Genomic DNA, 23994 nt, shown 5'->3' with positions numbered 1-23994 from the left:
AATACATACAGAGGGTATGAAAATATCTGCTGCAGAGGCATAGAGACTCAGAGAAGGAGTGGACATTCTCCTGCGTTCTCAGTGCCTCTGTGGTTCAAAAAGATTTCAGCTGCGCCAAACTCACACGTCTGAATAGCCACAGCAAAGACAGCGCGGCAAAGGTCAGTGCGACAACGAGCGCCAGCCAGTAGCCTTGTGGCCCGCGTGCTGCGATTGGGCCGGCGCCAAAAGTCAGCACATAACCCAGCGGCAGGCCGATCAGCCAGAACGCCGTCAGGTGCAGCAACATCGGTGCGCGCGTTGATTGATAACCACGCAGTACGCCGCCAGCGACGACTTGCGTTGCATCCGAAAACTGGAAAATCCCGGCAAAGACCAGTAATTGTGTTGCCAGCGCCAGCACAGCGGCGTCTTGTGTATATAGACGAGCGATTTGCGCGCCAAAAATGGCGGTGATGCCGCCGCCTAATGCAGCGACGATCAGCCCGAGTCGAACGCCATTCTGACCAATCAAGCGAGCTTGTTGCCAATCATGTGCGCCGACGGCGTGGCCGACGCGAACGGTCAACGCCGTACCGATGGCCATTGGAATCATAAACAGCAAAGACGCAAAATTAAGTGCGACCTGATGTGCAGCGACGGCAGTGGTGCCGAGTTTGGCGATCAACAGTGCGATCAGGCTAAAAGCGCTGACTTCGATAAAAAACATCATGCCAATGGGTATACCCAGCTTTGCTAATTGCCACTGGGCTTTCCAGTCTATACCCCGTAGTTTGTCAAAGGGGTGTGTACCGACATACACCGCTGAATAGCGTATCCAGCCATACCATAAGGCTGCACTAATCCACATGCAAAATGCCGTTGCCCAGCCGCAACCCACTGCGCCCATGGCCGGAAATCCCCAGTGGCCGTAAATCAAAATCCAATTCGCCGGAATATTGAGCGCCAGCGCGATCAGCGCAATCACCATCATCGGCTTGGTTTGATTGAGCGCCGAACTATAGCCGTACAAAGTGCGGCTGACCGCCAGCGCGGGCAAGCCCCAGCTGATCGCAGCCAGAAAGCGGCGCGCTTTATCGGCGACTTCAGCCGTCAGGCCGAGATGGTCGAACACGGGCAAGGCCGCGTGCGCGATCACCATCGCGACCAGCCCGGCAAAAATCGCCTGATACAGCGCCTGTTGCGTCAACGCCGGCAGTTCATGCGTTTGCTGCGCGCCCACTTTCTGCGCCGCCAGCGGGCTGATCGACAGCAATAAACCCATCAGCGTGACAATCAGCGTCGTCCAGATCGACGCGCCGACCGACACCGCGGCCAGATCGGCCGCCGAAACGTGACCGGCCATCACCGCGTCGACAAAAGCGGTACCCGTTTGTGCGAGCTGGCCGACCATAATTGGCCAGGCCAGAATCCATGTCGCTTTGGCGTCTTTCAATAAAGGCATACAGTCCTATCGGCGAGGGAAGGGGCGCGCCGGTTCAAATTGCGCGAGCAAGTCATTAAAACGGTTCTGGAATAACAGTGCTTCGTTTAAGCTTAAATCCAGAATCAGCAAGCTGCCATCAGGCAAATTATGCGTCGCCAGCCCAAAGCTGGTCGCTGCGGCGTAAGCCAGATTGAGGCGATGCGGTGGCGTGTGAGACGCCAGCTTGAGTCGCAGGCGATTATGCTGCGGCCAATGATGGGCGAGGTGAATGCGTTCAATGGCGGCTGGTTTGGTGTGCGTCACATTCGGTGTCGCTGTGCTATGGTTTTTGAGGCAATCGTCGGTTTCGAGGCAATCGTACATGGGCAAACTCCTGAGAAGTTGCCGGTGGCGATGTTGAAAACCATTCACCACCGACGCTTTAGCGGTATTTCAGACGGAGGTCTGAGCGCCCCGCAAGTTGTCGATTAATAGGCGCTTGATTCATTGCTACAAAAGCAAAAAGCCACGTCTAAGCGTGGCTTTTCACACGCTTTAGCAGATTTTATAAAGCGCCCTGCAAGCTGTTTGTCAACTCAGCGCTGTGTTTCAAAATTCTGCGCCGTAAAAGCACAGGGGTCAAGATCAGGATTTACCCGTATAAGGCGATGTTTTTTCTGTATAGATCAATCCGGATTGTTCGAATCCAGCCAGATCGTCACCGGGCCATCATTGCACAGCGACACCTGCATATCGGCACCAAATTGCCCGGTTGCCACAAGCCGGCCAAGTTTGGCCGACAGTTGGACGACGAATTGATTAAACAGCGGTTCGCTGACCGAACCCGGCGCGGCCGCACTCCAGCTGGGGCGATTACCTTTTTTACAAGTGGCATACAGCGTGAACTGGCTGACGGCGAGTACGGCACCGCCAGTATCGAGTACCGAACGATTCATGACGCCATTTTCATCAGAAAAAATGCGCAAATTGGCAATTTTATTGACCAAAAATTGAATGTCGGCGCTGCCATCGTCGTGAGTAACGCCGATCAGCAGCAATAAGCCGGATTCAATCTCACCAATGGTTTGTGCATTAACGCTTACGTTGGCACTACGGACTCGCTGAATAAGGGCTCGCATGGGTATGGGTCGATCATGTTGCTGTAAATCTGGAAAAATACCCGATCTCATGCGAGTGATGGCTGTTTTTTTGCCGAAGTTCAAATTATTTATCCGGTTTTTCGCCCCGAGATACCGTGTAAGCCCTAGCCAGATATACGGATTTTCTCTAATATCAAGGGCTTGCTGTTTGTATTTCGTAATCGGATAAGGAAAAGAAAATGAAACGGGTTGGTTTAGTCGGTTGGCGCGGTATGGTGGGCTCGGTCCTGATGCAACGTATGCAGGAAGAACGTGATTTTGACGTGATTGATCCCGTCTTTTTCACCACATCGCAAGCAGGTCAGGCAGCGCCGAACTTCGGTAAAGATGCCGGTACCCTGAAAGACGCTAACGATATTGCCGAGCTGGCCAAGATGGATGTCATCATCTCTTGCCAGGGCGGCGACTATACGACAGCCATTTTCCCGAAATTGCGCGCTGCTGGCTGGGAAGGCTACTGGATCGACGCGGCTTCAACGTTGCGGATGGAAGACAACGCAGTCATCATTCTTGATCCGGTCAATGACGACGTGATCCAAAGTGCTTTGGCTAAAGGCGTTAAAAACTACATCGGCGGCAACTGTACCAACTCGATCATGCTGATGGGTATGGGCGGTCTGTTCAAAGCCGGGCTGGTTGACTGGGTATCGTCGATGACTTATCAGGCGGCTTCAGGTGGCGGTGCAAACCATATGCGCGAATTACTCAAAGGCATGGGCGTGGTTTACAACTCGGTTGCGGATGAATTGGCAACACCTTCATCGGCAATTCTGGAAATCGACAAAAAAGTCGCGCACACGATTTCTAACGACGTACCAACCGAATTCTTTGGCGCGCCATTGGCGGGCGGCTTGATTCCGTGGATCGATAAACAGCTCGATAACGGTCAATCAAAAGAAGAATGGAAAGGTCAGGCTGAAGTAAACAAAATCCTTGGCACTGAAGCAACGATTCCTGTCGATGGCTTGTGCGTGCGGATCGGTGCGATGCGTTGCCACAGCCTGGCATTGACGATCAAGCTGAAAAAAGACCTGCCACTCTCAGAAATCGAATCCATCATCAAATCGGGTAACGATTGGGTGAAATGGGTGCCGAACGATAGAGAAGTTAGCGTGAAAGAGCTGATTCCAGCGCAAATCACCGGCAAGCTCGACATTGGTGTAGGCCGTGTTCGCAAGCTGAATATGGGCCCGGAATACATCAGCGCTTTCGTGATCGGTGATCAATTGCTGTGGGGTGCTGCCGAGCCACTGCGTCGTATGCTGCGTATTTTGTTGGCGAAATAAATCTTGTTTTAGATGAGATTGATTTGGAAAGGGTGCTGCGGCACCCTTTTTTATTCGCTACTCTAAATAACAAATGGATTTGAAAGTTGAATTCAAACCAGTGGCATTTATTTCGAGTGGCGGTGGTATTCGAATAGAACTGAAGGCAAATCATGACGACAGAACAATCTGAAGTAAATAAAGCAGGCGGGGAGCCCGCATTACGTTTTGATATTGTCGCGGGGCTCACGGCGGCAGCCGTAGTTTTACCCAAGGCCATGGCGTATGCGACTGTAGCTGGCTTGCCAGTTGCTGTAGGGCTATATACCGCCTTTATCCCGATGATTATTTATGCCTTGCTTGGCACGTCGCGGGTGCTGAGTGTGAGCTCGACGACGACGTTGGCGATTCTGGCGGGCACCCAGCTGGGCTTGGTGGTGCCCGATGGCGATCCGGCCATGTTGCTCACTGCAACGGCAACCTTAACGGTCATGGTCGGCGTGGTGCTGTTGCTGGCAGCCTTGCTCCGGTTGGGATTTGTCGCGAATTTTATTTCTACTCCGGTGTTGACTGGATTCAAGGCTGGTATCGGTTGTGTGATTGTGCTCGATCAGCTGCCCAAATTGCTGGGGATTCATATCACCAAAAGTGGTTTTTTTGCCGATGCTTGGTCGATTATTCATCATTTGCCCCAATCGTTGCCTTTGACGGTGACTGTGGCGGTGCTGACTTTTGCCATCTTGATCGGCATGGAAAAACGCTGGCCGCATTCACCCGCGCCGCTGGTTGCGGTGGGTGGCGGTATTGCTGCGGTATGGTTATTAGGGCTGAACCAGCAAGGACTTACGATTGTCGGGCATATCCCACAGGGGATTCCATCGCTGACCTTGCCCAGTCTGGATCTGGTACAGCAATTGATTCCGGGCGCAGTCGGTATTGCGCTGATGAGCTTTACCGAAACGATTGCCGCTTCGCGCGCTTTTGCGCAGCAGTCTGACCCGGTGATTGTGCCGAATCGCGAGCTGGTGGCGACAGGATTGGCCAATGTTGGCGGTGCATTGCTTGGCTCTATGCCGGCGGGTGGCGGTACATCGCAAACCGCTGTCGTGCGCTCGGCCGGTGGGCAAAGCCAGAAGGCTTCGCTGGTGACGGCGGCAACGGCACTGGCGGTGATGCTACTGCTGGCACCGGTATTGGGTTTGCTACCGAATGCGACGCTGGCTGCGGTGGTGATTGTGTATTCGGTCGGCTTGATTCAGCCCAGGGAGTTTATGGCAATCCGCAAGGTTCGGACGATGGAATTTCGCTGGGCCGTTGTGGCATTTTTCGGAGTACTGCTCTTTGGCACGCTGGAAGGCATTGTGATCGCCATTATTGTGTCTATGCTGGGGCTGGCGAGTCAGGCCGCCAATCCGCGGGTCTCGGTCGTTGTGCGCAAGCGCGGTACCGATATCATGCGGGCTCAATCGAGTCTGCATGACGATGACGAGACGTTTGACGGACTTCTGATCGTGCGCCCGGAAGGGCGAATTTTCTTTGTTAATGTCCAGTCTGTGGCCGAACAAATTGGCGCTATGGTTGCCAAGGCGATGCCCAATACGCTGGTGCTGGACATGAGTCGCGTACCCGATCTCGAATATTCAGCCTTGCGGCAATTGATGCAGATTGATGAGAAGCTGGCGAAACAGGGGATTCGTTTCTGGCTGGCAGGCTTGAATCCGGATGTGCTGGAAATGGTGCGCAACGCCGGATTGTCTGATCAATTGGGTAAGGAGAAAATGCTGTTTAATGCCCGCGACGCGCTGGCTCGTTACCTGTGCGAACAGGGTGATTGATATTTGTTCTTGGGTATTGCCACGCAGGCCTTTTTTCAAAAGGGCTACATGGCAATACCTTTGGCTCTTAGCTTGGGAAGTGCCCACCCAAAGCCTGGTGCAGATTAATGCGATTGCTCAAGCGCTCACTTTGCAGACGCAATAAATTGGCTTGTGTTGCAGACAAACTTAATTGCTGTTGCAGCAACTGATACATATCGCCTTTCCCGACCTTTTGCTGAACTCTGGCGAATTCCACTGATTTACTCAATTGAGCCGTTTGGGTTTCTAACGCCTTTTGACGCTGCAGCAAGCTGCGCTCGGCGGCCAGTGCATTTTCGACTTCGTTAAAGGCATTGATCGCGGTTTTGGTGTATTGCGCAATGGCTTCTTCTTGCTTGGCCGATTGTGCTTCGACGCGTGCTTCAAGCTGTCCGCCAGTAAAAATCGGCGCAAGCAATTGTCCGGTGAGTGCCCAGAGCGGATTACTCAGGCTTGGATCAAGCACGACCACCGAATCTTCGATATAGGCAACGCCCCCGGTGAGCTTGAGCGAGGGAAGGCGGGCACGCTTGGCCGCTTCGACATCCTGGAATGCCGCGCGGAAACGTTGTTCAGCCGCAAGTACATCAGGCCGACGTGTCATCAGTTCGGAAGGAATCCCTGCCGGCAAGGTCATCGCTGCTTGCGGGAACTGGCTGGCAGCAGTGACTTCGGCCGCTGGATAACGACCCAGCAATACTTCCAGAGCGCGCTGCGCTTGATTGACGAATTGTTCATTGCTGGCGACCAGATTACGGTATGCCGCCACATTCGCTTCGTTGAGTGCCACATCCTGCGCCGTATTACGACCAATCTTTTGTGCCGATTTGATCAATTGCAGCTGTTTTTCGGCCAATTGCAGCATTTGTCTGGAGAGCGCAAGCTGCTGCGTGGCTTCCGTGGTCGCAATCCAGGCGCGAGTGACTGCCGCAGCGATGGTTTGCTGAATATACAATGCATCGAGTTCGCTCGCTTGAAGGCGGGCATCGCTGGCCGCACTTTCACTGCCCAGACGACCCCAGATATCCACTTCCCAACTGGCAACCAAGCCAACACCCGTTGTGCTCATACTGGAGGTTGGCAGTGCCGAATCACCCGCCTGAGCGCCAATGGCCAAGCTGGGCAGCATCGCGCCACCCGTAGCTTTCAGTGCTGCGCGCGATTGCCCAATGCGCGCTCTGGCAATGCGCAGGTCAGCGTTATATTGCTGCGATTCGGCAATCAGGGCTTTAAGTGCGTTGTCAGGTGTGAAACCTAAAGCTGCAGCATCAAATTGCCCGGCCGTTTGTTCATGTTTCCAGTTGGCAGGGACTTGCGTTTTACCCAATGCCAATGACAGCAGTTCATGCTGTGCCGGGGGCGTGCTGACTGCGCAGCCTAGTAATAGACCGGCAGTCATCAGGACGGCGACTGAAGTACGTAATTTAAACATTCGCCCTCCTTAGTGTAATTTCAGCACGAGGTAGTTGAGGACAGCTTGGGCGCGAATCATCACCATACGCAGCAAATGAAGTGGCGCTAGCTTTTCGGTATAAATTGCGCCGCCACCGCGTGCACCCATTGGGATAAACGGCAGTGGTTTTTCTTCATTATTGATTGGGGTCAGTTTCACTGCATATTTCTGCGCCAATGGGGCATGTACCATTTCGGACGGACCGGTAGGAATCGCGCCCGACTGCATGATCTGGCCTTGGCTGGTTGCCCAGACGATGGAATCGACTTTGGCATAAACCAGCTCGCCAGGCAGGGTTTTTAGTGCGATTTCAGCTTTGTCGCCCGGTTTTACATAGCGCAACTCGTTCTGCTCGAAGAAAGCCAAAATACGCTGCTCATGTTCAACAAAGCTCAGCGCCGGTCTGAATGGCATTGACACCAGATAATTGCCTGGGCGAACCGCGACATTCACCGCATAACCATCGGCAGGCGCCCGGATGATGGTTGACTCCAGATCGTAACGCGCAGCATCAAGCTGAGCCTTGATTTGGGCAACGCTGGCGATATCAGGACCGACGACGCCTTCGAGTTTGGTTTGTACTTTTGTTTCGGCTGTTTTTGCGCTGGCTACGGCAGATTGGGCTTTTTTGACTTCGGTGGAGAAATGCTCGACGTCGTATTGATTGCCTGCACCGATTTTGGCCAATTCGCTTGATTCGGCCAAGCGTTTTTGCATCAGATCCAGATTGGCTTGCGCTGCGCTGGTTGCACTTTTAGCGCTCTCGAGGTCTTGCCACAGCGTTTTGGCCGATGCAGTGGCATCAGCGAGCTTGGCTTCGAATTCTTTAACTTTAAGACGATAAGGTGTGTTGTCGATCTCGAGCAATACATCACCTTTTTTGATCATCGTATTGCCTTCGACGGCAACGCGAGTCACGGTGCCTGGAACGCGTGGAACGATTTCGGCGACATAATTAATGACACGCACATCGCTAGACGACGGTGTCACGACGTTGATCGTGAAAATAATCGACGCAGCCAAAACAATCGCGCCAGTTGCTGCACCAACCTGGGTTTTGATGTTCCATGGAAACAGTTTGAGCTTGATAAAAACCAGCCAGATCAGCGCGCAATAGCCACCAATAATGATTTCAAGCATTGTTGTTCTCCTTACTGGATTTATGAGTATCCAGTTTGCTGGCAATGATTTCGCGATGCTGATTCAGGCTGTCGAGTTTTTCTTTAAGCAGCATGATTTCATCGTCGACGATGGCGAGATCAAGCGGTTTGTCCGCATGTTCTCCATCCGGTTTTAGAAAATAATCGTCATGTTTATCGGTGCCATAAGCCATTTTGTAGCCCACGGGCTTGGTGTAGGCCCATAGCCAGGCAATCGGCCAGAGTAGGCCGCCAAAGACTAGTGACAGCAGGCAAAGAACCTGGATGCCATGTTTTTGTGGATGATGTTTTTTTTCGGCAATCACTTCGGGTAGTACGTGGACTTTCCAGAATAAATAGATAGCTGCCAGCGGAATGACCAAAATGACGACCCAGACCATCACATCGGCGATTTTCTCTTCCATTCCGGGCGGCATAGCCCAAGCCTGAGTTGACAGAATACTGGCTATAAAAGCCGTGAGTATTGTCAGTTTACGGTCATGTATTTTCATGGAGACTCCTGATAAGTGCTGCGTACTAAGTATGGTTGTTGCCAAGTATAAGGTAGTTCCTGATTTTTTTGGATTTTGCCATCGTCATGTGTCAAAACTTATCGCACTTACTGATTTGCCTCAATATTAAATTGTGCAGGTATAAGTGGTGTGGGGTAAATGGTGGGGTATTTGCCTGATTGGAATGCCCACCATGCTTTATAGCCCAATACTACAGCCCGGTATACATTGGTCCGCCGCCGCCTTCAGGGGTGGCCCAATGAATATTCTGGGTTGGATCTTTAATATCGCAGGTTTTGCAGTGCAGGCAATTTTGCGCATTAATCTGAAATTGCACATCTTCTCGCTGCGAAAGGACTTCATAAACGCCAGCCGGGCAGTAGCGGGTTTCCGGGCTGTCATATTCAGCGTAATTGACCGTCAGCGCTTTGCTTTCATCGAGCAATTGCAAATGGCAAGGTTGGTCGTGTTCGTGCGAGACATTGGCGAGCATCAGCGAATCGAGTTTACTGAAAGTCAGAATGCCATCGGGTTTGGGGTACTGGATGGGCGTGCATTGGCGGGTTGATTTTAATGTTGCATGATCAGGGGTTCGACTGCGCAGCGTCCACGGCAGCGTCACGCCAAAGCGGCTCAGCCAAAGCTCAAATCCCGCATACAGCGTACCGGCGATGGTGCCCAATTTACTCAGTGCGGGTTTGATATTGCGCACCTGACGCAGCTCGGGCAAAACTTGTACATTTTCCAGCTGCGTTGGGTAATCCAGTAATTCGTCATTGGCTCGTCCCTGTGTAATCGCATTAGCAACGCATTGCGCCGCCGCAATGCCGGAGAGCATGGCGTTGTGTACGCCTTTGATGCGAGGAAAGTTCAGAAAGCCTGCCGCACAACCCATCAAAACGCCGCCGGGGAAAGTCAGCTTCGGCAACGATTGCAAGCCGCCTTCGGCAATGGCGCGAGCACCATAGGCAATCCGTTTGCCACCAGCAAATAGGCCGCGAATGGCCGGATGGGTTTTAAAGCGCTGCAGCTCGTCAAATGGTGACATGCTCGGATTGCGATAATTCAGGTGCACCACATAACCGACTGCAACCAGATTGTTTGGCAAGTGGTAAATGAACGCGCCGCCCTGTGCATCGCTATCGAGCGGCCAGCCTAGCGCATGCTGTACACGACCCAGTTGATGTTGCTCCGGTTTGACTTGCCAAACCTCCTTGATACCAAGGCCGTAGTGTTGTGGATCGCTCTCGTTGCGCAGGCCGAAGCGTGCTTCCAGATCGCCCGTCAGTGAACCGCGAGCACCTTCGCCGATGAGCGTGTATTTGGCGACGATTTCAATGCCGCGCGTGTAATCGGCTTTATGGCGGCCATCTTTGGCGATCCCCATATCGCCGCTGGCGATGCCACGTACAGAACCATTGTCGTTGTACAGCACTTCGGCGGCAGCAAAACCGGGATAAATTTCGACGCCCAGATTTTCCGCCTGTTCGGCTAAAAAGGCACAGACTTCACCAAGCCGCACAATGTAGCAGCCGGTATTGCGAAGCGGTGGCGGGAGCAGTGCATGCGGAACAGGGTAAGCATTATCTTCGTCCAGAACGAGGAATTGGTCTTCGCTGACCGGTGTCGCCAGTTTGGGGTTTTGCGTCAACCAGTCGGGAAGCAGTTGATTGAGCGCGACCGGATCGATCACTGCGCCCGACATGATGTGAGCACCGACCTGAGCACCTTTTTCCAGAATACAGACACTCAGTTCCGGCTTGAGCTGTTTGAGTTTGATCGCAGCTGACAGACCGGAAGGACCTGCCCCGACGATGACGACATCGTATTCCATTTGTTCGCGATCAAATTCGCTCATGATGTGCTTCCTATATCTATAAAATTGATAAATATCTTCAAAACAATGTTGATTTACTTATATTCTACCTTTGTTTACAATGAGCCGCAAAAGGTGCAGCTAGACTATTTAACTCTGTTTTACAAGTGTGGGCTCCAATTATGAAAATTTTGGTCAATATCAAGCGCGTGGTGGATTATCAGGTCACCGTTCGCCCGACGGCTGATGGCAAAGAGGTTGAAACGGCCGGCGTGAAAATGAGTATTAACCCATTCGATGAAAATGCCCTTGAAGCTGCAGTGCGGCTTAAAGAAGCGGGCATTGCCAGCGAAGTGCTCGCGGTGGCAATTGGCTCTGCTGCAAATCAGGATATCTTGCGCCATGCGCTGGCCATGGGGGCGAGTCGCGCCTTGCTGATCGAGAGCGATGCTGCTGTCCAGTCCTTGCAAACCGCCAAAGCGCTCAAAGCACTCATCGAACGTGAGGCTCCGCAGCTGGTATTGCTCGGCAAACAGGCCATCGATGACGACGCGGCTGAAGTCGCCCAAATGCTGGCGGCTTTGCTCGATTGGCCACAAGCGACTTTTGCGTCAGATATCCAGATTGCCGATGGTAAAGCGACGGTCGTGCGCGAGATTGATGGCGGTCAGGAAACACTCAGTCTGTCGTTGCCTGCGGTCATCAGTGCCGATTTACGCCTGAACGAGCCTCGGTTTATCAAATTGCCAGCGTTGATGATGGCCAAGAAAAAACCACTGGAAAACATTGCACTGGCTGAACTGGGCGAAACTGCCGCGCCGGAGCTGACGCTGCTGGGCGTGAGTGAACCGCCTGCACGTAAAGCGGGCCGTATCCTGAATAATGTGTCTGAACTAGTTGCCGCCTTGCGCGCAGAGAAGGTGTTGCCATGAGTATTCTTGTCATTGCTGAAATTGATGCGCAGGGAGTCAAAGCCGCAACGCGTTCTGCGATTACCGCGGCCGGCCAGTTCGGTGAAGAAGTTCATCTTTTACTTGCCGGAAGTAATCTTGAGGGTATTGCCAGCAAAGCTAAGTCTATCAAAGGCTTGAGCAAGATACTGCTGGCAGATGCGCCAGAATATGCCCAAGGCATTGCTGAAAATCTGACGCCATTATTGAAACAGTTGGCCCCCAATTACAGCACCATTGTTGCAGCGGCGACCAGTTTTGGTAAAAACCTGCTGCCCCGCGTAGCGGCTTTGCTCAATATCGTGATGGTGTCGGAAGTGACGCAAATCATCGCCGCGCGCACTTTTGTCCGTCCGATGTATGCCGGTAATTTGAATGCAACGGTGAGCGCTCCGGACGGTCTGCTGGCAATGACAGTGCGTCCGACGGTGTTTGAGGCTGCGGCAGAAAATGGCGGTACGGCGCTGATTGAAATGCTCACGGCGACGGGTGATGCAGGCAAAACACAATTTATCAGTCGTGAACTCGCCGTTTCGGATCGACCTGAATTGGCAACGGCCAAAGTGGTGATTTCCGGTGGTCGCTCGCTGGGCAGTAAAGAGGCGTTTCTGTCGACATTATCGCCGCTGGCCGAGCAGCTTGGTGCTGCCATTGGTGCAACGCGTGCGGCAGTCGACAGTGGCATGGCTCCCAATGATAGCCAGGTCGGCCAGACTGGTACAGTGATCGCGCCTGAACTGTATATCGCTTTTGGTGTCTCGGGCGCAGCACAGCACGTCGGCGGGATTAAGGATGCCAAAGTGATTGTCGCGGTCAATATCGATGCTGAAGCGCCGATTTTCCAGGTGGCCGATTACGGTCTGGTTGCTGATTTGTTTACCGTGGTGCCAGAACTCACTGCCGCCTTAAAACAATAAATCGTCAAAGGTTAAGAAATGTCCAAGTTTGCCCATGAAACCGTTCTGAGTGTTCGTCACTGGAACGATTCTCTGTTCAGTTTTACGACCACGCGTGATGAATCATTGCGTTTTGAAAATGGTCAGTTTGTGATGATTGGTCTGGAAGTGGACGAGAAGCCGCTGGTGCGCGCTTACTCGATTGCCAGCGCCAATTACGAAGAAAACCTCGAGTTTTTCAGTATTAAAGTGCCGAATGGCCCGCTCACATCGCGTCTGCAGCATTTGAAAGAAGGCGATAAATTGCTGGTGAGTCGCAAACCGACCGGCACGCTGGTATTGTCGGATTTGAAACCGGGTAAGCATTTGTACTACCTGAGTACCGGCACGGGACTGGCTCCGTTTATGAGCCTGATTAAAGACCCGGAAGCGTACGAGCGATTTGACAAAATCATTCTGGTGCATGGCGTTCGCACCGTGAGCGAGCTGGCATACGCTGACTACATCCAGCATGAATTGCCAAATAATGAATATTTTGGCGATATGGTCAAAGAAAAATTGATCTATTATCCAACAGTGACGCGCGAGCCGTTCCGCAATATGGGGCGTCTGACTGATTTGTTCGAGTCAGGTAAACTGACCGACGATATTGGTTTGCCACCGCTGAACCCGGAAACTGACCGCGCCATGTTGTGTGGTAGTCCGGCGATGCTGGAAGACACTTGCAAAATGCTCGATGCCCGTGGTTTTCAGGTTTCGCCGCGGATTGGCACACCGGGTGATTATGTCATTGAGCGTGCGTTTGTAGAGAAATAATCGGGTCTTTGTTGTACGCGATTGGACAAACCCAGATAGGGTTTGCGCTTGCATCATGCCCTGATTAGACTTTGAACAGAAATCATTTGGCTGTCGGGGTATTTTGCATGCAAACAGAAAGCAGTTTTGATCAGGGGCGTGGCCGGATTAAATTGTCGGGCACATTCACTTTTGAATCGCACCGTGAATTCAAGCAGGCCTCGATGGCGATGCTGGAGCATCCGGGTTTGGTCGAAATCGAAATCGATTTTGATGCCGTTGATTATATGGATTCGGCGGCTCTGGGTATGTTGCTGCTGTTTAATGAGCGAGCCAGCGGCCGTAAGGTCACGCTGGTCAATTGCAGGGGCACTGTGAAATCAGTGCTGGATATTGCCAATTTCGGAAAAATTTTCGAAATCCGTTAATTGTTTATTAGATGGAGAGACGGAGGCGGGAGCGTAACATTTAAACGCCTCACGCCTCACGCCTCACGCCTCACGCCTCACGCCTCACGCCTATTCTGCATCCATTCCCAATTCGTGAATTTTTCTGCTAAGGGTATTGCGACCCCAGCCTAATAGTTCTGCCGCCTCCATGCGTTTACCCCCGGTATGTATTAGTGCTGCTTCGATGGCTGCTCGCTCGAAATCAGGTAGCAAGGTATCGAGTATTCGGGTTTCTCCACGATTTAAGCGCAAACCAAATTCTTGCTTAAGCGCCTGACGCCAGTCGGAATGGAACAGGTTTGAAGTGCTGTCGCCAGAATGAAGTTCAGGTGGCAAATCGGCCACTTCAATCACTTGCCCCGGCGCCATGACCGTCATCCAGTGGCAGATATTCTCGAGCTGACGCACATTGCCGGGAAACGAAAAGCTGCTCAATTGAGCCATGCCGGCATCGGACAGCCGTTTGGGTTCGACGCCAAGTTCTTGTGCCGACTTTTGCAGGAAATACCGTGCCAGCAAGGGGATATCCTGATTACGTTCACGCAATGGAGGTAATCGTAAGCGAATGACATTGAGTCGGTGAAACAAATCTTCGCGAAACTGCCCTGCCTTGACGCGGTCTTCCAGATTCTGATGTGTTGCAGCAATGACCCTGACATTGGCCTTGATAGGTTGATGGCCGCCAACACGGTAGAAAAAACCATCGGACAAGACGCGTAGCAAGCGGGTTTGCAAATCCAGCGGCATATCGCCGATTTCATCCAGAAACAGCGTACCGCCTTCGGCCTGTTCAAACCGTCCGATCCGGCGCGCATCGGCACCGGTAAATGCGCCGCGTTCATGACCAAACAGCTCGGATTCAAGCAAATCTTTTGGGATCGCGGCACTATTGATCGCAACAAAAGGCTTACTGGCGCGCTGGCTATGGCGGTGCAGGGCGCGGGCAACCAGCTCCTTGCCGCTACCCGATTCACCGGTAATCATCACTGTCGCTGCTGATTGCGATAAACGACCAATTGCCCGGAATACATCTTGCATGGCTGGCGCCTGACCGAGCATTTCTGGCAAGGTGGCGGCAGGTTCCGCTTGATCGGCCAATTGCTCGCTTTCCTGCAATGCGCGCTGGATCAGTGCAATCGCCTGATCGACATCAAAAGGCTTGGGCAGATATTCAAAAGCGCCGCCCTGAAATGCCGAAACTGCACTGTCCAGATCCGAATGCGCTGTCATGATAATGACCGGTATCTGTGGCCAGTCACGTTTGACCATTTCGAGGAGTACCAAACCTGATTCGCCTGGCATACGGATGTCGCTGACAATGACACGTGGTTGTTCCTGCTGCAATCTATCCAGTGCATCCGTCGCCGACGAAAAGGTGGCGTGTGCAATGTGTTCACGGCTGAGTGCTTTTTCAAATACCCAGCGGATCGAACGATCATCATCAATGACCCAGACTGTGTTCGTAGTGACGATACTCATGGTTTAGTCCTGTTTTTGCCAGGCATTAAGCGGCAGTAAAATCGTAAAAGTCGTTTGGCCGGGGCGGCTTTCAAACTCGATTGTTCCGTGATGTTGTGCCACATAGGTATGTGCCAGATGCAGTCCAATCCCGGTTCCTCCGGGGCGACCGGAAACCAGTGGATAAAATAGCGTTTCACTCAAGTGCTCGGGGATGCCAGGGCCGTTGTCGATGATTTCAACTTTGAGTGCAAGGGGATAACGACGGCGATTCAGTGTGACTTGTCGCGCAATCCGGGTGCGTAAAGCCACTTCACCAACCCCGCTCATCGCCTGAATCGCATTGCGAACAATATTGAGCACCGACTGGATCAATTGCTCTTTATCTGCGATCAGATTGGGCAGGCTGGTGTCATAATCGCGCCGCACTGCCAGGCCATTGGGCGTTTCGGCCAGCACCAGACTGCGGACTCGTTCCAGTACTTCATGGATATTCAGTTCCTTGAGCTGCGGCAGGCGATGTGGCGTGAGCAGACGATCAAGCAGACTTTGCAAACGCAAGGCCTCGTCGACGATAACCTGTGTGTACTCCTTGAGCTGCGGATCGGGTAATTCGTGCGCGAGCAATTGCGCCGCCCCACGGATACCACCAAGCGGGTTTTTGATTTCATGCGCCAGATTGCGGATCAGCTCGCGATTAGCTTGCTGCTGGGCTTGCAAGCGCTCTTCGTTGACAATGCGGCGTTGCTGATCAATCCGGCGAATTTCGAGTAATAGCGCGGCGGCAGGCGACTCGATTGGCGTTGCATCGAGCGTGATATACATTTCGCCCTCGTTGCCCTGCACGATCAATTCATGTTCGGTGATTGACGTGTTGTGTTGCAAGGCAGTTTGTGCCGCCATCACGATGGCGCTGTCGGTGCCAAAACAATGGGCTAAATGCAGACCTAATGCCACGCGAGAGCTAAACAGGCTTTGGGCGCTGGGATTGGCATAACGAATCAAGCCATCCTGATCGATAGCAATCACGGCGGCATCAATAAAATCCAGACCGGCGAATGCAGGATGGTTCATGGGAATACTCCGCAGCGGATAGGGTGTGGAACGATTTGCCGATGAACGTAGCAAGATTCAGGCCAGCTTTTTAGGAAGCTTGGGCGTAGTATAGAATAAAAAACGCACCAAAATGGTGCGTTTTGTTTTGGGGGAGTCCGATTTAGCGCATTCGTGATAATTCTGCTTGCAGTGCTGCGGTGTTTTTTTCGTGCATCACGATGGTTTCACGCAGGCGGGATATACGATCCAGATAAAGTTTAGGATTATTTTTTTCTTCGCTACTGCGATTATTGTCGGCTTCCTGCAGTGCTTTGCGCGCGGTGTTGAGGGCCGCCTGCTCGCTGGATAGTTCGTCATTCAGAATTTGACGACGGTTACTATCGCGACTGCGTTGTGTTGCGGCATCGACCTTTGGAAAGTAATTGGGCGAAGGTGCCGAGACATGCGGATTCCTTGGCGCGACGGGGCGAACACTGGTGGTGTTCTCGCTCTCGGTGTTGGTGCTGCGCCGCGGTGCCGGCTCAGACATGATCCGTATCGCCCCTTTGATGGGCGTATTGGTAAAGGTGACATTGCCATCTTGATCGACATATTTGTAAATGTCGGCCAGACACAGCATGCTGGCGCAGCTCAGAAATAAGGCGAAAAACGGTTTTGCATACATTGGCTTAAGGTATCACAGACTGAACGAGGTTTGAAATGTCTATGAACGTTTGTCGGAATGCCCCAAATTTTTTTCCGGAGCAATCTGATCGCGTACACGTTGTTTAAGTGCTTTGGCCTCAGGAAAACCGCCGTCAAGCTGACGATCCCAGATTAATACGTCATCGCAGTGGATGACAAAAATACCGCCGGTACCGGGCTGAAGTGCGACTTCACCGATTTCGAAAGCAAAAGTATGCAAAAGTTCCTGAGCCAGCCAGGCGCTGCGCAACATCCAGTTGCACTGGGTGCAGTAATGGATCGTAATTCTTGGTTTATTCAAAATGACAGCCCCATCGCCAGTAATGTCTGTTCGGTTTGCTCGGCACTGCGGTGATGGATACCATGCCAGCCGACTTGGCGTGCGCCTTCGGCATTGAGTGCGGAATCATCAATGAAAATAATCTGTTCAGCCAAAGTATCGGGGTAGTGTGCGCAAATGCGTTGATACATGATGTGGTATATGGCTGGATCCGGCTTGATGACTTTCTCATGGCCAGATACCACTATGTTTTGTATTTCGTGCAGAAATGGATATTTTTCCCAGGCATAGGGAAAAGTTTCGGCCGACCAGTTGGTCAAACCAAAAATCGGATAACCTGCCGCTTTCAAACGCTCGTAGAGTGCCATGCCTTCGGGGAGCAGCCCGCGCAAGGTTTCGGGCCAGCGCTGATAAAACGCAGCAATCTGTTCGGCGTAGTGGGGGAATTCGGCCGATTTGATGGCGATGGCCTCGGCAAAACTGCGGCCTCTATCCTGTTCGATATTCCAGGCCGGATTGCAAACCTGCTCCAGAAAAAAGGCGCGTTCGGCGTCGTTTGCAATCAGTTCGCGGTAGAGATAATCAGGGTTCCAGTCAAACAGAACCCCACCAAAGTCAAAAACGATGATGTTTTGCATAATGAGAGGGACGGCCAAAAAAGGCTATTTTAGGTGATTTTACCAGTCTGTCGTTTTTGGCGTCGGCAAGGGTGTATCTTGTGGCGCAGGATCGCTCGGATCAGAGAGGTAATGAGTGCTCAAATTACTGTATTCGATGACGCAATTGCGCCCGGCGGCTTTGGCGGCATACAGCGCTTCGTCTGCGCGGCTAAGCAGATCATCCAGAGTCAGGTCAATCATGCTCAATGAGGTGACGCCAAGACTGATCGTGACAATGATTTCCGTGTGATTATCAATCATGATGTGTTGGGCTTCGACGGTTTTTCGCAATTTTTCCGCAACCAGTGCCGCATGAACTTGATCAGTTTCCGGTAATAAAACGACGAACTCCTCACCGCCCCAGCGGGCAAACGTATCAATCGAGCGCAAGCGTTGTACGCAAAGCTGGCTGATCCGCTTCAAGACCAGATCACCAGCCAGATGCCCGTACTGGTCATTGACCTTTTTAAAGTAATCAATATCGAGCATGATGATCGACATTGGCTGGTGATAGCGCCGGGTACGAACGATGGCCTCGGCACAGCGGCGCTGCCATTCCCGCCGGTTTGGAACCTGTGTCAAATCATCGGTTGTGGCCAATTCCAGCAGCCGTTCATTGGCAAAAATCAGTTCTTCCGAGCGCTGATTGAGTGCTTTGCGCATTTCCTTGTGCTGATGTTTCAGTGCTGCCTGCATGCTGGCCAGATATTGCATGGTCAGCATCAGTGCAAAGATGAAGAGTTGCACATTCAGAAAAGCCCACAGTGTCGACGGATCGGCAAACAAGCCATAACCCAAAGCGGTTCCAACCATACATAACTCGGTCAGCATCAGCAGGGCAATACTGACGCCGGTTTGTTGATAACGGATGGCAAGATAAAGCAAAACGGGTAAAACAAGCGCCATCAGGTAACGATAAAACAGCAAGGCACCGATCAGCAAAGCCACGAGTATCAGCAGCGGAATCCAGATTTGCTTGAAGGTGCTCCAGAGTCGATTCGATTGCCAGCTTTGATACAAAGGGACAATCAGCATGATGCCAGCCAGATCGCTAAGGAGCAGTGAGATCAGGCTGCGGAAAATTTCCACTGCGTTGTGGTGATGCATCAACCCTGCGCCGTACTGGATGCCAATCAGCATTGGCACCGTCAGGGCAATCGGTATAAGCGCTACCTTGATCAGATACATCGGCAGCAAAGTGGGAGTAGGCCAGACCGAATCTGGATGAAGGGCTTTTAACTGACGAAAATGCTTGGCCGCCAGTGCCGATTGCAAGGCATCGACACCCGCGCTGGCAACAGAGGCCAGCAAAGCAAGCTGCAAACCTGCTGCGGTATGCGAAATGATCAATGGTGCATTGACGATAAAACTGGCGCTCATCACCAGATAGGGCGCCAGTTTTCCGGTTTGCAGCATGATGATCAGGCCGATGCCTGCAGCCAGCCAGATTGCCGCCAGATTGCCGCCATTCAGACTGCCCAGCGCAATACTGGAAAAGCCCGCTGCGATATACATCAGCATTAATATCGCAGCTTGCCGTGCTGGCCGGTTTGTCATCATCAAGAGTCTTTGTCGCCGATTCGGCCTGGTTTGAATGAATTGTGCGTGTTTATTGCAGCACCGATTTCATTGTTGGTCGGCTTGCCGAGAAAATCAATCGGGTTTGGGGTAGTGGCACGAATCGCTGTCAAACTGTCTCCTGAGCAAGACTATTTTGAGCAAAATGATCGATTTTTCAGTGACTTGTCTGAATCAACTCCCCCCAGCCCATGCCACCATGCGGTCTGTTGCTTGCTCGAAATTGCACCGCAAAAACAGTGCAAAATTATTTCGTTTCCATATTAAAACCGAATAAAGATAACGATTTTTATACGGTCTTTACACTATTTTTATACGAACTTGCTTTAAATTTGCACCAACTTTAGCCCTGAATTCTTACAGTTGCAGCGTGAGCAATTTGCTTTCAGGAGAAATCAATGTCGGATATTGGATATTTAATATTGTTTGCAGTGCAAGTGGCTGGATTGCTGTTGCAGCTGTGTGCGCGCAGCGGAGGTCAGTCATGAACGCATTTGCATGGATTGCAGCCGGTCTGCTTGTGTTGTTACTGATTTATCTTTTTTATGCTTTATTCAAACCGGAGCGCTTTTAAATGAATACCAATGCACTGATGCAGCTGGCGATCTATTTGTCGCTGCTGCTGGTTCTGGCCTGGCCACTGGGTCATTTGATTAGCCGGGTGATGGCGGGTGATTTACCGCTGTTTTTACGTTGGCTCAAACCGCTGGAGCAGGGCTTTTATCGGTTGGCAGGCGTCAAGGCCGAAAACGAGCAAAACTGGCGCGCTTATGCGATAGGTTTACTGCTGTTTAACATAATTGGTGTTTTGGCCGTTTACGCCTTGCAACGTCTGCAATTTGTACTGCCACTCAATCCGCAAGGTATGGCCGCGGTATCGACAGATTCGGCACTCAATACCGCGATTTCCTTTGTGACCAACACCAACTGGCAAGGTTACGCAGGCGAATCGACGATGAGCTATCTGACGCAGATGCTCGGGCTCACAGTACAAAACTTCTTGTCGGCTGCCAGCGGGATTGTTGTCGCGATTGCGTTGATCCGTGGCTTCAAAAACAGTTCGCGGAAAAGTGCGACTATCGGCAACGTCTGGGCCGATCTGACTCGCATTACGCTGTATGTCCTGGTTCCGATTGCTTTGGTGATTGCCTTGCTGCTGGTCGGGCAGGGCGTGATTCAGAACTTTAAGCCCTACCAGGAAGTGCAAACGCTGGACAGCAACAGCTACCAGCAGCCCAAGCTCGATAGTGCCGGCAATGCGGTCAAAGACGACAAAGGCCAGCCGGTGATGGACACGGTCAATACACAGACCCAACTCTTGGCAATGGGGCCAGTCGCATCGCAAGAAGCGATCAAGATGCTCGGCACTAATGGCGGCGGCTTCTTTAATGCCAATTCGGCGCATCCGTTTGAAAACCCGACGCCGCTGGCCAATCTGATTCAAATGCTGGCGATTTTCCTGATCCCTGCCGCGCTGTGTTTCACCTTTGGCCAAATGGTCGGTGATAAACGCCAAGGCTGGGCGATTCTGGCAGCGATGAGCGTGCTATTCGTCATCGCTTACGGTGTGCTGGTTAGCGCTGAAATCGCAGGTAATCCGGCATTTGGCAAACTGGGAATCGATTCAGTCGCCAATCTGGAAGGCAAGGAAACACGGTTCGGTATCGTGGCGAGCAGTTTGTTTGCAACCATTACTACGGCGGCATCGTGCGGCGCGGTCAATGCGATGCACGACTCATTAACGCCGCTCGGTGGCATGGTGCCGACTTTGCTGATACAGCTGGGTGAAGTGGTATTTGGCGGCGTAGGCTCGGGTCTGTACGGCATGCTGGTTTTTGCACTGCTGGCGGTTTTTATTGCTGGCTTGATGGTCGGGCGTACGCCGGAATATCTCGGCAAGAAAATCGAATCATTCGAGATGAAAATGACCGCGCTGGTGATTCTGGTGACGCCACTGCTGGTCTTGCTCGGAACGGCGATTGCGGTTAGCACCACGGCAGGCCGTGCCGGTATTTTCAATCCAGGTTCGCATGGTTTTAGCGAAGTGCTGTACGCCTTGTCGAGCGCAGCCAATAACAATGGCTCGGCATTTGCCGGTTTGTCGGCCAACACGCCTTTCTACAACATCCTGTTGGGTATCGCGATGTGGTTTGGCCGTTTTGCCATCATCGTTCCGGTGTTGGCGATGGCCGGTGCACTGGCGGCGAAGCCCAGACTGAACGCCAATGCCGGCACTTTGCCGACGCATGGTCCGCTGTTTGTCGTGCTGTTGCTTGGTGCGGTGTTGCTGGTCGGGATGCTGAACTATATCCCTGCGCTGGCGTTAGGGCCGATTGTTGAGCAGCTGCAAATGATTGCTCATTGATTGATATCGCCTCGGTTTTGGACCGAGGCAAACAAGATACCCTGCCTGGTATGTGTTGATTCGCCATTGTAGTAAATGGCTTTATCCATATACCCATAGAGCTTATTAAGGAATTATGATGAGCAACAAAAAACTATCATTGCTTGATCCGGCACTGATGAAACCGGCCATCTGGGCGTCGTTCAGCAAACTGTCGCCGCAAGTGCAATGGCGCAATCCGGTGATGTTTGTCGTGTATATCGGCGCAATTCTCACCACGCTGTTATTTGGCCAGGCGCTGTTTGGCCAAGGCGAAGCGCCGACCGGCTTTATCGGGGCGGTGGCGGCTTGGTTGTGGTTTACCGTGCTGTTTGCCAATTTTGCCGAGGCGCTGGCCGAAGGTCGCAGCAAGGCACAGGCGGCCAGCTTGCGCAGCACCAAGAAAAACGTGCTGGCGCGCAAGCTCAAATCCGCCTCGCACACTGCACCACAGGAAATTTCCGATAGCGCCAGTTTGCGTAAAGGCGATATTGTGCTGGTCAATGCTGGCGATGTGATTCCGGCCGATGGCGAAATTCTGGAAGGCGTTGCTTCGGTTGATGAATCGGCGATTACCGGTGAATCAGCGCCGGTGATTCGCGAAGCGGGTGGCGATTTTTCGGCCGTCACTGGCGGTACGCGTGTGTTGTCGGACTGGATCGTCGTACGCGTCACCGTCAATCCGGGTGAGGCTTTTCTCGACCGGATGATTGCGATGGTCGAAGGCGCCAAACGCCAGAAAACACCGAATGAAATCGCGCTGACGATTTTGCTCGTGGCACTGACGATTGTTTTTCTGATTGTGACTGCGACCTTGCTGCCTTTCTCGCAATTTAGTGTCGCTGTTGCTGGCTCTGGCACGCCAGTGTCAATTACCGTGCTGGTTGCGCTGCTGGTGTGTCTGATCCCAACGACGATTGGTGGCCTGTTGTCGGCCATTGGTGTTGCCGGCATGAGCCGTATGCTCGGCGCGAATGTGATTGCGACGTCGGGCCGTGCCGTTGAAGCCGCCGGTGACGTTGACGTATTACTGCTCGACAAAACCGGAACGATCACTTTTGGTAACCGTCAGGCGGTGAAATTCATCCCGGCACCAGGTGTGAGTGAAGTGCAACTGGCCGATGCCGCGCAATTTGCTTCATTGGCCGATGAAACGCCGGAAGGTCGTAGTGTCGTCGTGCTGGCGAAAGAAAAATTCAATATCCGCGAGCGTACCTTACTCAGTCATGAAGTCGAATTTATTCCGTTCACTGCGCAAACGCGGATGAGCGGCGTCAATTACGATCAGCGTGAAATCCGCAAAGGCGCAGCTGAAGCGATTCGTCGCTATGTGATCGACGCGGGCGGTGTGTTTCCCGAAGAAGTCAGCCGTCAGGCCGACGAAGTTGCACGCCGTGGCGCAACGCCTTTGCTGGTCGCGGAAAACCACCGTGTCCTCGGTGTGATCGAGCTCAAAGACATTGTCAAAGGCGGCATCAAGGAGCGTTTTGCCGAGTTGCGTAGCATGGGCATTAAAACGGTGATGATCACCGGTGATAACCCACTGACCGCCGCTGCGATTGCTGCCGAAGCGGGCGTCGACGATTTTCTCGCCGAAGCGACGCCCGAAGCCAAGCTGGCCTTGATTCGCCAGAATCAGGGCGAGGGCAAACTCGTCGCGATGACCGGCGACGGCACCAACGACGCGCCGGCGCTGGCGCAAGCCGATGTGGCAGTCGCGATGAATACCGGTACGCAAGCGGCCAAGGAAGCCGGCAATATGGTCGATCTGGATTCGAATCCGACCAAATTGATCGAGATCGTCGAGATCGGCAAACAGATGCTGATGACGCGCGGCTCGCTGACGACTTTTTCGGTCGCCAATGACGTCGCGAAATACTTTGCGATCATCCCGGCGGCATTTGCGTCGACGTATCCGCAGCTCAATACGCTGAATGTGATGGGGCTGCACACGCCGTCGTCGGCGATTATGTCGGCGGTGATTTTTAACGCGCTGATCATTGTCGTGCTGATTCCGCTCGCACTTAAAGGGGTGAGCTACAAGGCGCAAAGCGCGGCGCAATTGCTGCGCAGCAATCTGCTGGTTTACGGTCTGGGTGGTTTGCTGGTGCCTTTTGTTGGAATTAAAATTATCGATGTATTGCTCGGTGTATTAGGCCTGGTATAGCGTCTGTTGATATACCCATGTTGGTATATTTGA

Annotated in this window: 22 protein-coding genes; 9 read left to right on the top strand and 13 right to left on the bottom strand. The window is 52.5% G+C overall.

Annotated elements, in window-relative coordinates; all coding sequences use genetic code 11:
* Positions 1-94: 94 nt before the first annotated feature.
* The 3 genes from ACG2XO_RS13665 to dtd all read right to left on the bottom strand — a co-directional run bounded on the left by ACG2XO_RS13665 (position 95) and on the right by dtd (position 2544).
* Positions 95-1444: an MATE family efflux transporter gene (locus ACG2XO_RS13665; RefSeq protein WP_410498544.1), complete on the bottom strand. Its 1350-nt coding sequence runs from the start codon at positions 1442-1444 to the stop codon at positions 95-97.
* A 6-nt stretch (positions 1445-1450) separates the two neighbouring features.
* The gene (locus ACG2XO_RS13660) at positions 1451-1789 is read right to left on the bottom strand and encodes a hypothetical protein (protein WP_410498543.1); all 339 of its coding nucleotides are present in this window, start codon (positions 1787-1789) and stop codon (positions 1451-1453) included.
* Positions 1790-2091: 302 nt separating this feature from the next.
* The gene (gene dtd, locus ACG2XO_RS13655; RefSeq protein WP_410498542.1) at positions 2092-2544 is read right to left on the bottom strand and encodes a D-aminoacyl-tRNA deacylase; all 453 of its coding nucleotides are present in this window, start codon (positions 2542-2544) and stop codon (positions 2092-2094) included.
* A 200-nt stretch (positions 2545-2744) separates the two neighbouring features.
* Here dtd and asd point away from each other — a divergent pair, with 200 nt between their 5' ends.
* Positions 2745-3851 (top strand): aspartate-semialdehyde dehydrogenase, encoded by a 1107-nt coding sequence (gene asd / locus ACG2XO_RS13650; protein ID WP_410498541.1) that lies wholly within the window; start codon positions 2745-2747, stop codon positions 3849-3851.
* A gap of 152 nt (positions 3852-4003) precedes the next feature.
* Positions 4004-5665 carry a SulP family inorganic anion transporter gene (locus tag ACG2XO_RS13645; protein ID WP_410498540.1) on the top strand — a complete coding sequence of 554 codons (1662 nt, stop codon included), beginning with the start codon at positions 4004-4006 and terminating at the stop codon, positions 5663-5665.
* Between the two features lie 67 nt (positions 5666-5732).
* Here the strand turns inward: ACG2XO_RS13645 and ACG2XO_RS13640 are convergent, their stop codons facing one another.
* The 4 genes from ACG2XO_RS13640 to ACG2XO_RS13625 all read right to left on the bottom strand — a co-directional run bounded on the left by ACG2XO_RS13640 (position 5733) and on the right by ACG2XO_RS13625 (position 10651).
* Positions 5733-7118: an efflux transporter outer membrane subunit gene (locus ACG2XO_RS13640; protein ID WP_410498539.1), complete on the bottom strand. Its 1386-nt coding sequence runs from the start codon at positions 7116-7118 to the stop codon at positions 5733-5735.
* 9 nt (positions 7119-7127) lie between these two features.
* Positions 7128-8279 carry an HlyD family secretion protein gene (locus ACG2XO_RS13635; protein ID WP_410498538.1) on the bottom strand — a complete coding sequence of 384 codons (1152 nt, stop codon included), beginning with the start codon at positions 8277-8279 and terminating at the stop codon, positions 7128-7130.
* Positions 8272-8790, bottom strand: coding sequence for a DUF3302 domain-containing protein (locus ACG2XO_RS13630; protein ID WP_410498537.1), 519 nt, complete (start codon positions 8788-8790; stop codon positions 8272-8274). Before ACG2XO_RS13630 ends, ACG2XO_RS13635 begins: the two co-directional genes overlap by 8 nt.
* Positions 8791-9001: 211 nt before the next feature.
* Positions 9002-10651 (bottom strand): 4Fe-4S dicluster domain-containing protein, encoded by a 1650-nt coding sequence (locus tag ACG2XO_RS13625; protein WP_410500266.1) that lies wholly within the window; start codon positions 10649-10651, stop codon positions 9002-9004.
* 137 nt (positions 10652-10788) lie between these two features.
* On the opposite strand from ACG2XO_RS13625, the gene ACG2XO_RS13620 reads away from it, so the two are divergent.
* The 4 genes from ACG2XO_RS13620 to ACG2XO_RS13605 all read left to right on the top strand — a co-directional run bounded on the left by ACG2XO_RS13620 (position 10789) and on the right by ACG2XO_RS13605 (position 13675).
* Positions 10789-11538 (top strand): electron transfer flavoprotein subunit beta/FixA family protein, encoded by a 750-nt coding sequence (locus ACG2XO_RS13620; protein WP_410498536.1) that lies wholly within the window; start codon positions 10789-10791, stop codon positions 11536-11538.
* Positions 11535-12473: an electron transfer flavoprotein subunit alpha/FixB family protein gene (locus tag ACG2XO_RS13615; protein ID WP_410498535.1), complete on the top strand. Its 939-nt coding sequence runs from the start codon at positions 11535-11537 to the stop codon at positions 12471-12473. The genes ACG2XO_RS13620 and ACG2XO_RS13615 overlap by 4 nt, the downstream gene beginning before the upstream one ends.
* Before the next feature lie 18 nt (positions 12474-12491).
* Positions 12492-13268, top strand: a complete 777-nt coding sequence (locus tag ACG2XO_RS13610) for a ferredoxin--NADP reductase (protein ID WP_410498534.1) — start codon at positions 12492-12494, stop codon at positions 13266-13268.
* A gap of 107 nt (positions 13269-13375) precedes the next feature.
* On the top strand, positions 13376-13675 hold the full coding sequence (locus tag ACG2XO_RS13605; protein ID WP_410498533.1) for an STAS domain-containing protein: 300 nt from the start codon (positions 13376-13378) through the stop codon (positions 13673-13675).
* Between the two features lie 90 nt (positions 13676-13765).
* Here ACG2XO_RS13605 and ntrC read toward each other — a convergent pair whose 3' ends face one another.
* From ntrC to ACG2XO_RS13575, 6 genes are all read right to left on the bottom strand, one after another.
* A complete protein-coding gene (gene ntrC, locus ACG2XO_RS13600; protein ID WP_410500265.1) occupies positions 13766-15169 on the bottom strand; it encodes a nitrogen regulation protein NR(I) in 1404 nt (467 codons plus the stop codon).
* A 9-nt stretch (positions 15170-15178) separates the two neighbouring features.
* On the bottom strand, positions 15179-16228 hold the full coding sequence (gene glnL, locus ACG2XO_RS13595) for a nitrogen regulation protein NR(II) (RefSeq protein WP_410498532.1): 1050 nt from the start codon (positions 16226-16228) through the stop codon (positions 15179-15181).
* Between the two features lie 142 nt (positions 16229-16370).
* Positions 16371-16874, bottom strand: coding sequence for a DUF4124 domain-containing protein (locus ACG2XO_RS13590; protein WP_410498531.1), 504 nt, complete (start codon positions 16872-16874; stop codon positions 16371-16373).
* 39 nt (positions 16875-16913) lie between these two features.
* Positions 16914-17195 carry a SelT/SelW/SelH family protein gene (locus ACG2XO_RS13585; protein ID WP_410498530.1) on the bottom strand — a complete coding sequence of 94 codons (282 nt, stop codon included), beginning with the start codon at positions 17193-17195 and terminating at the stop codon, positions 16914-16916.
* Complete coding sequence (locus ACG2XO_RS13580; RefSeq protein ID WP_410498529.1) at positions 17192-17830, bottom strand: HAD family hydrolase; 639 nt, start codon at positions 17828-17830, stop codon at positions 17192-17194. Before ACG2XO_RS13580 ends, ACG2XO_RS13585 begins: the two co-directional genes overlap by 4 nt.
* A 21-nt stretch (positions 17831-17851) precedes the next feature.
* Positions 17852-19393 (bottom strand): diguanylate cyclase, encoded by a 1542-nt coding sequence (locus ACG2XO_RS13575; RefSeq protein WP_410498528.1) that lies wholly within the window; start codon positions 19391-19393, stop codon positions 17852-17854.
* Between the two features lie 388 nt (positions 19394-19781).
* Here ACG2XO_RS13575 and kdpF point away from each other — a divergent pair, with 388 nt between their 5' ends.
* The 3 genes from kdpF to kdpB all read left to right on the top strand — a co-directional run bounded on the left by kdpF (position 19782) and on the right by kdpB (position 23961).
* Positions 19782-19985 (top strand): K(+)-transporting ATPase subunit F, encoded by a 204-nt coding sequence (kdpF, locus tag ACG2XO_RS13570; RefSeq protein WP_410498527.1) that lies wholly within the window; start codon positions 19782-19784, stop codon positions 19983-19985.
* Positions 19986-21776, top strand: coding sequence for a potassium-transporting ATPase subunit KdpA (kdpA, locus tag ACG2XO_RS13565; protein WP_410498526.1), 1791 nt, complete (start codon positions 19986-19988; stop codon positions 21774-21776).
* Positions 21777-21891: 115 nt separating this feature from the next.
* A complete protein-coding gene (gene kdpB / locus ACG2XO_RS13560; protein ID WP_410498525.1) occupies positions 21892-23961 on the top strand; it encodes a potassium-transporting ATPase subunit KdpB in 2070 nt (689 codons plus the stop codon).
* The last annotated feature ends 33 nt before the right edge of the window (positions 23962-23994 follow it).

Origin of the sequence: Chitinibacter sp. S2-10, assembly GCF_046530675.1 — a bacterium.
In the GTDB taxonomy this organism is placed as follows: domain Bacteria; phylum Pseudomonadota; class Gammaproteobacteria; order Burkholderiales; family Chitinibacteraceae; genus Chitinibacter.
This window is presented reverse-complemented; position numbering and strand designations above follow the sequence as displayed.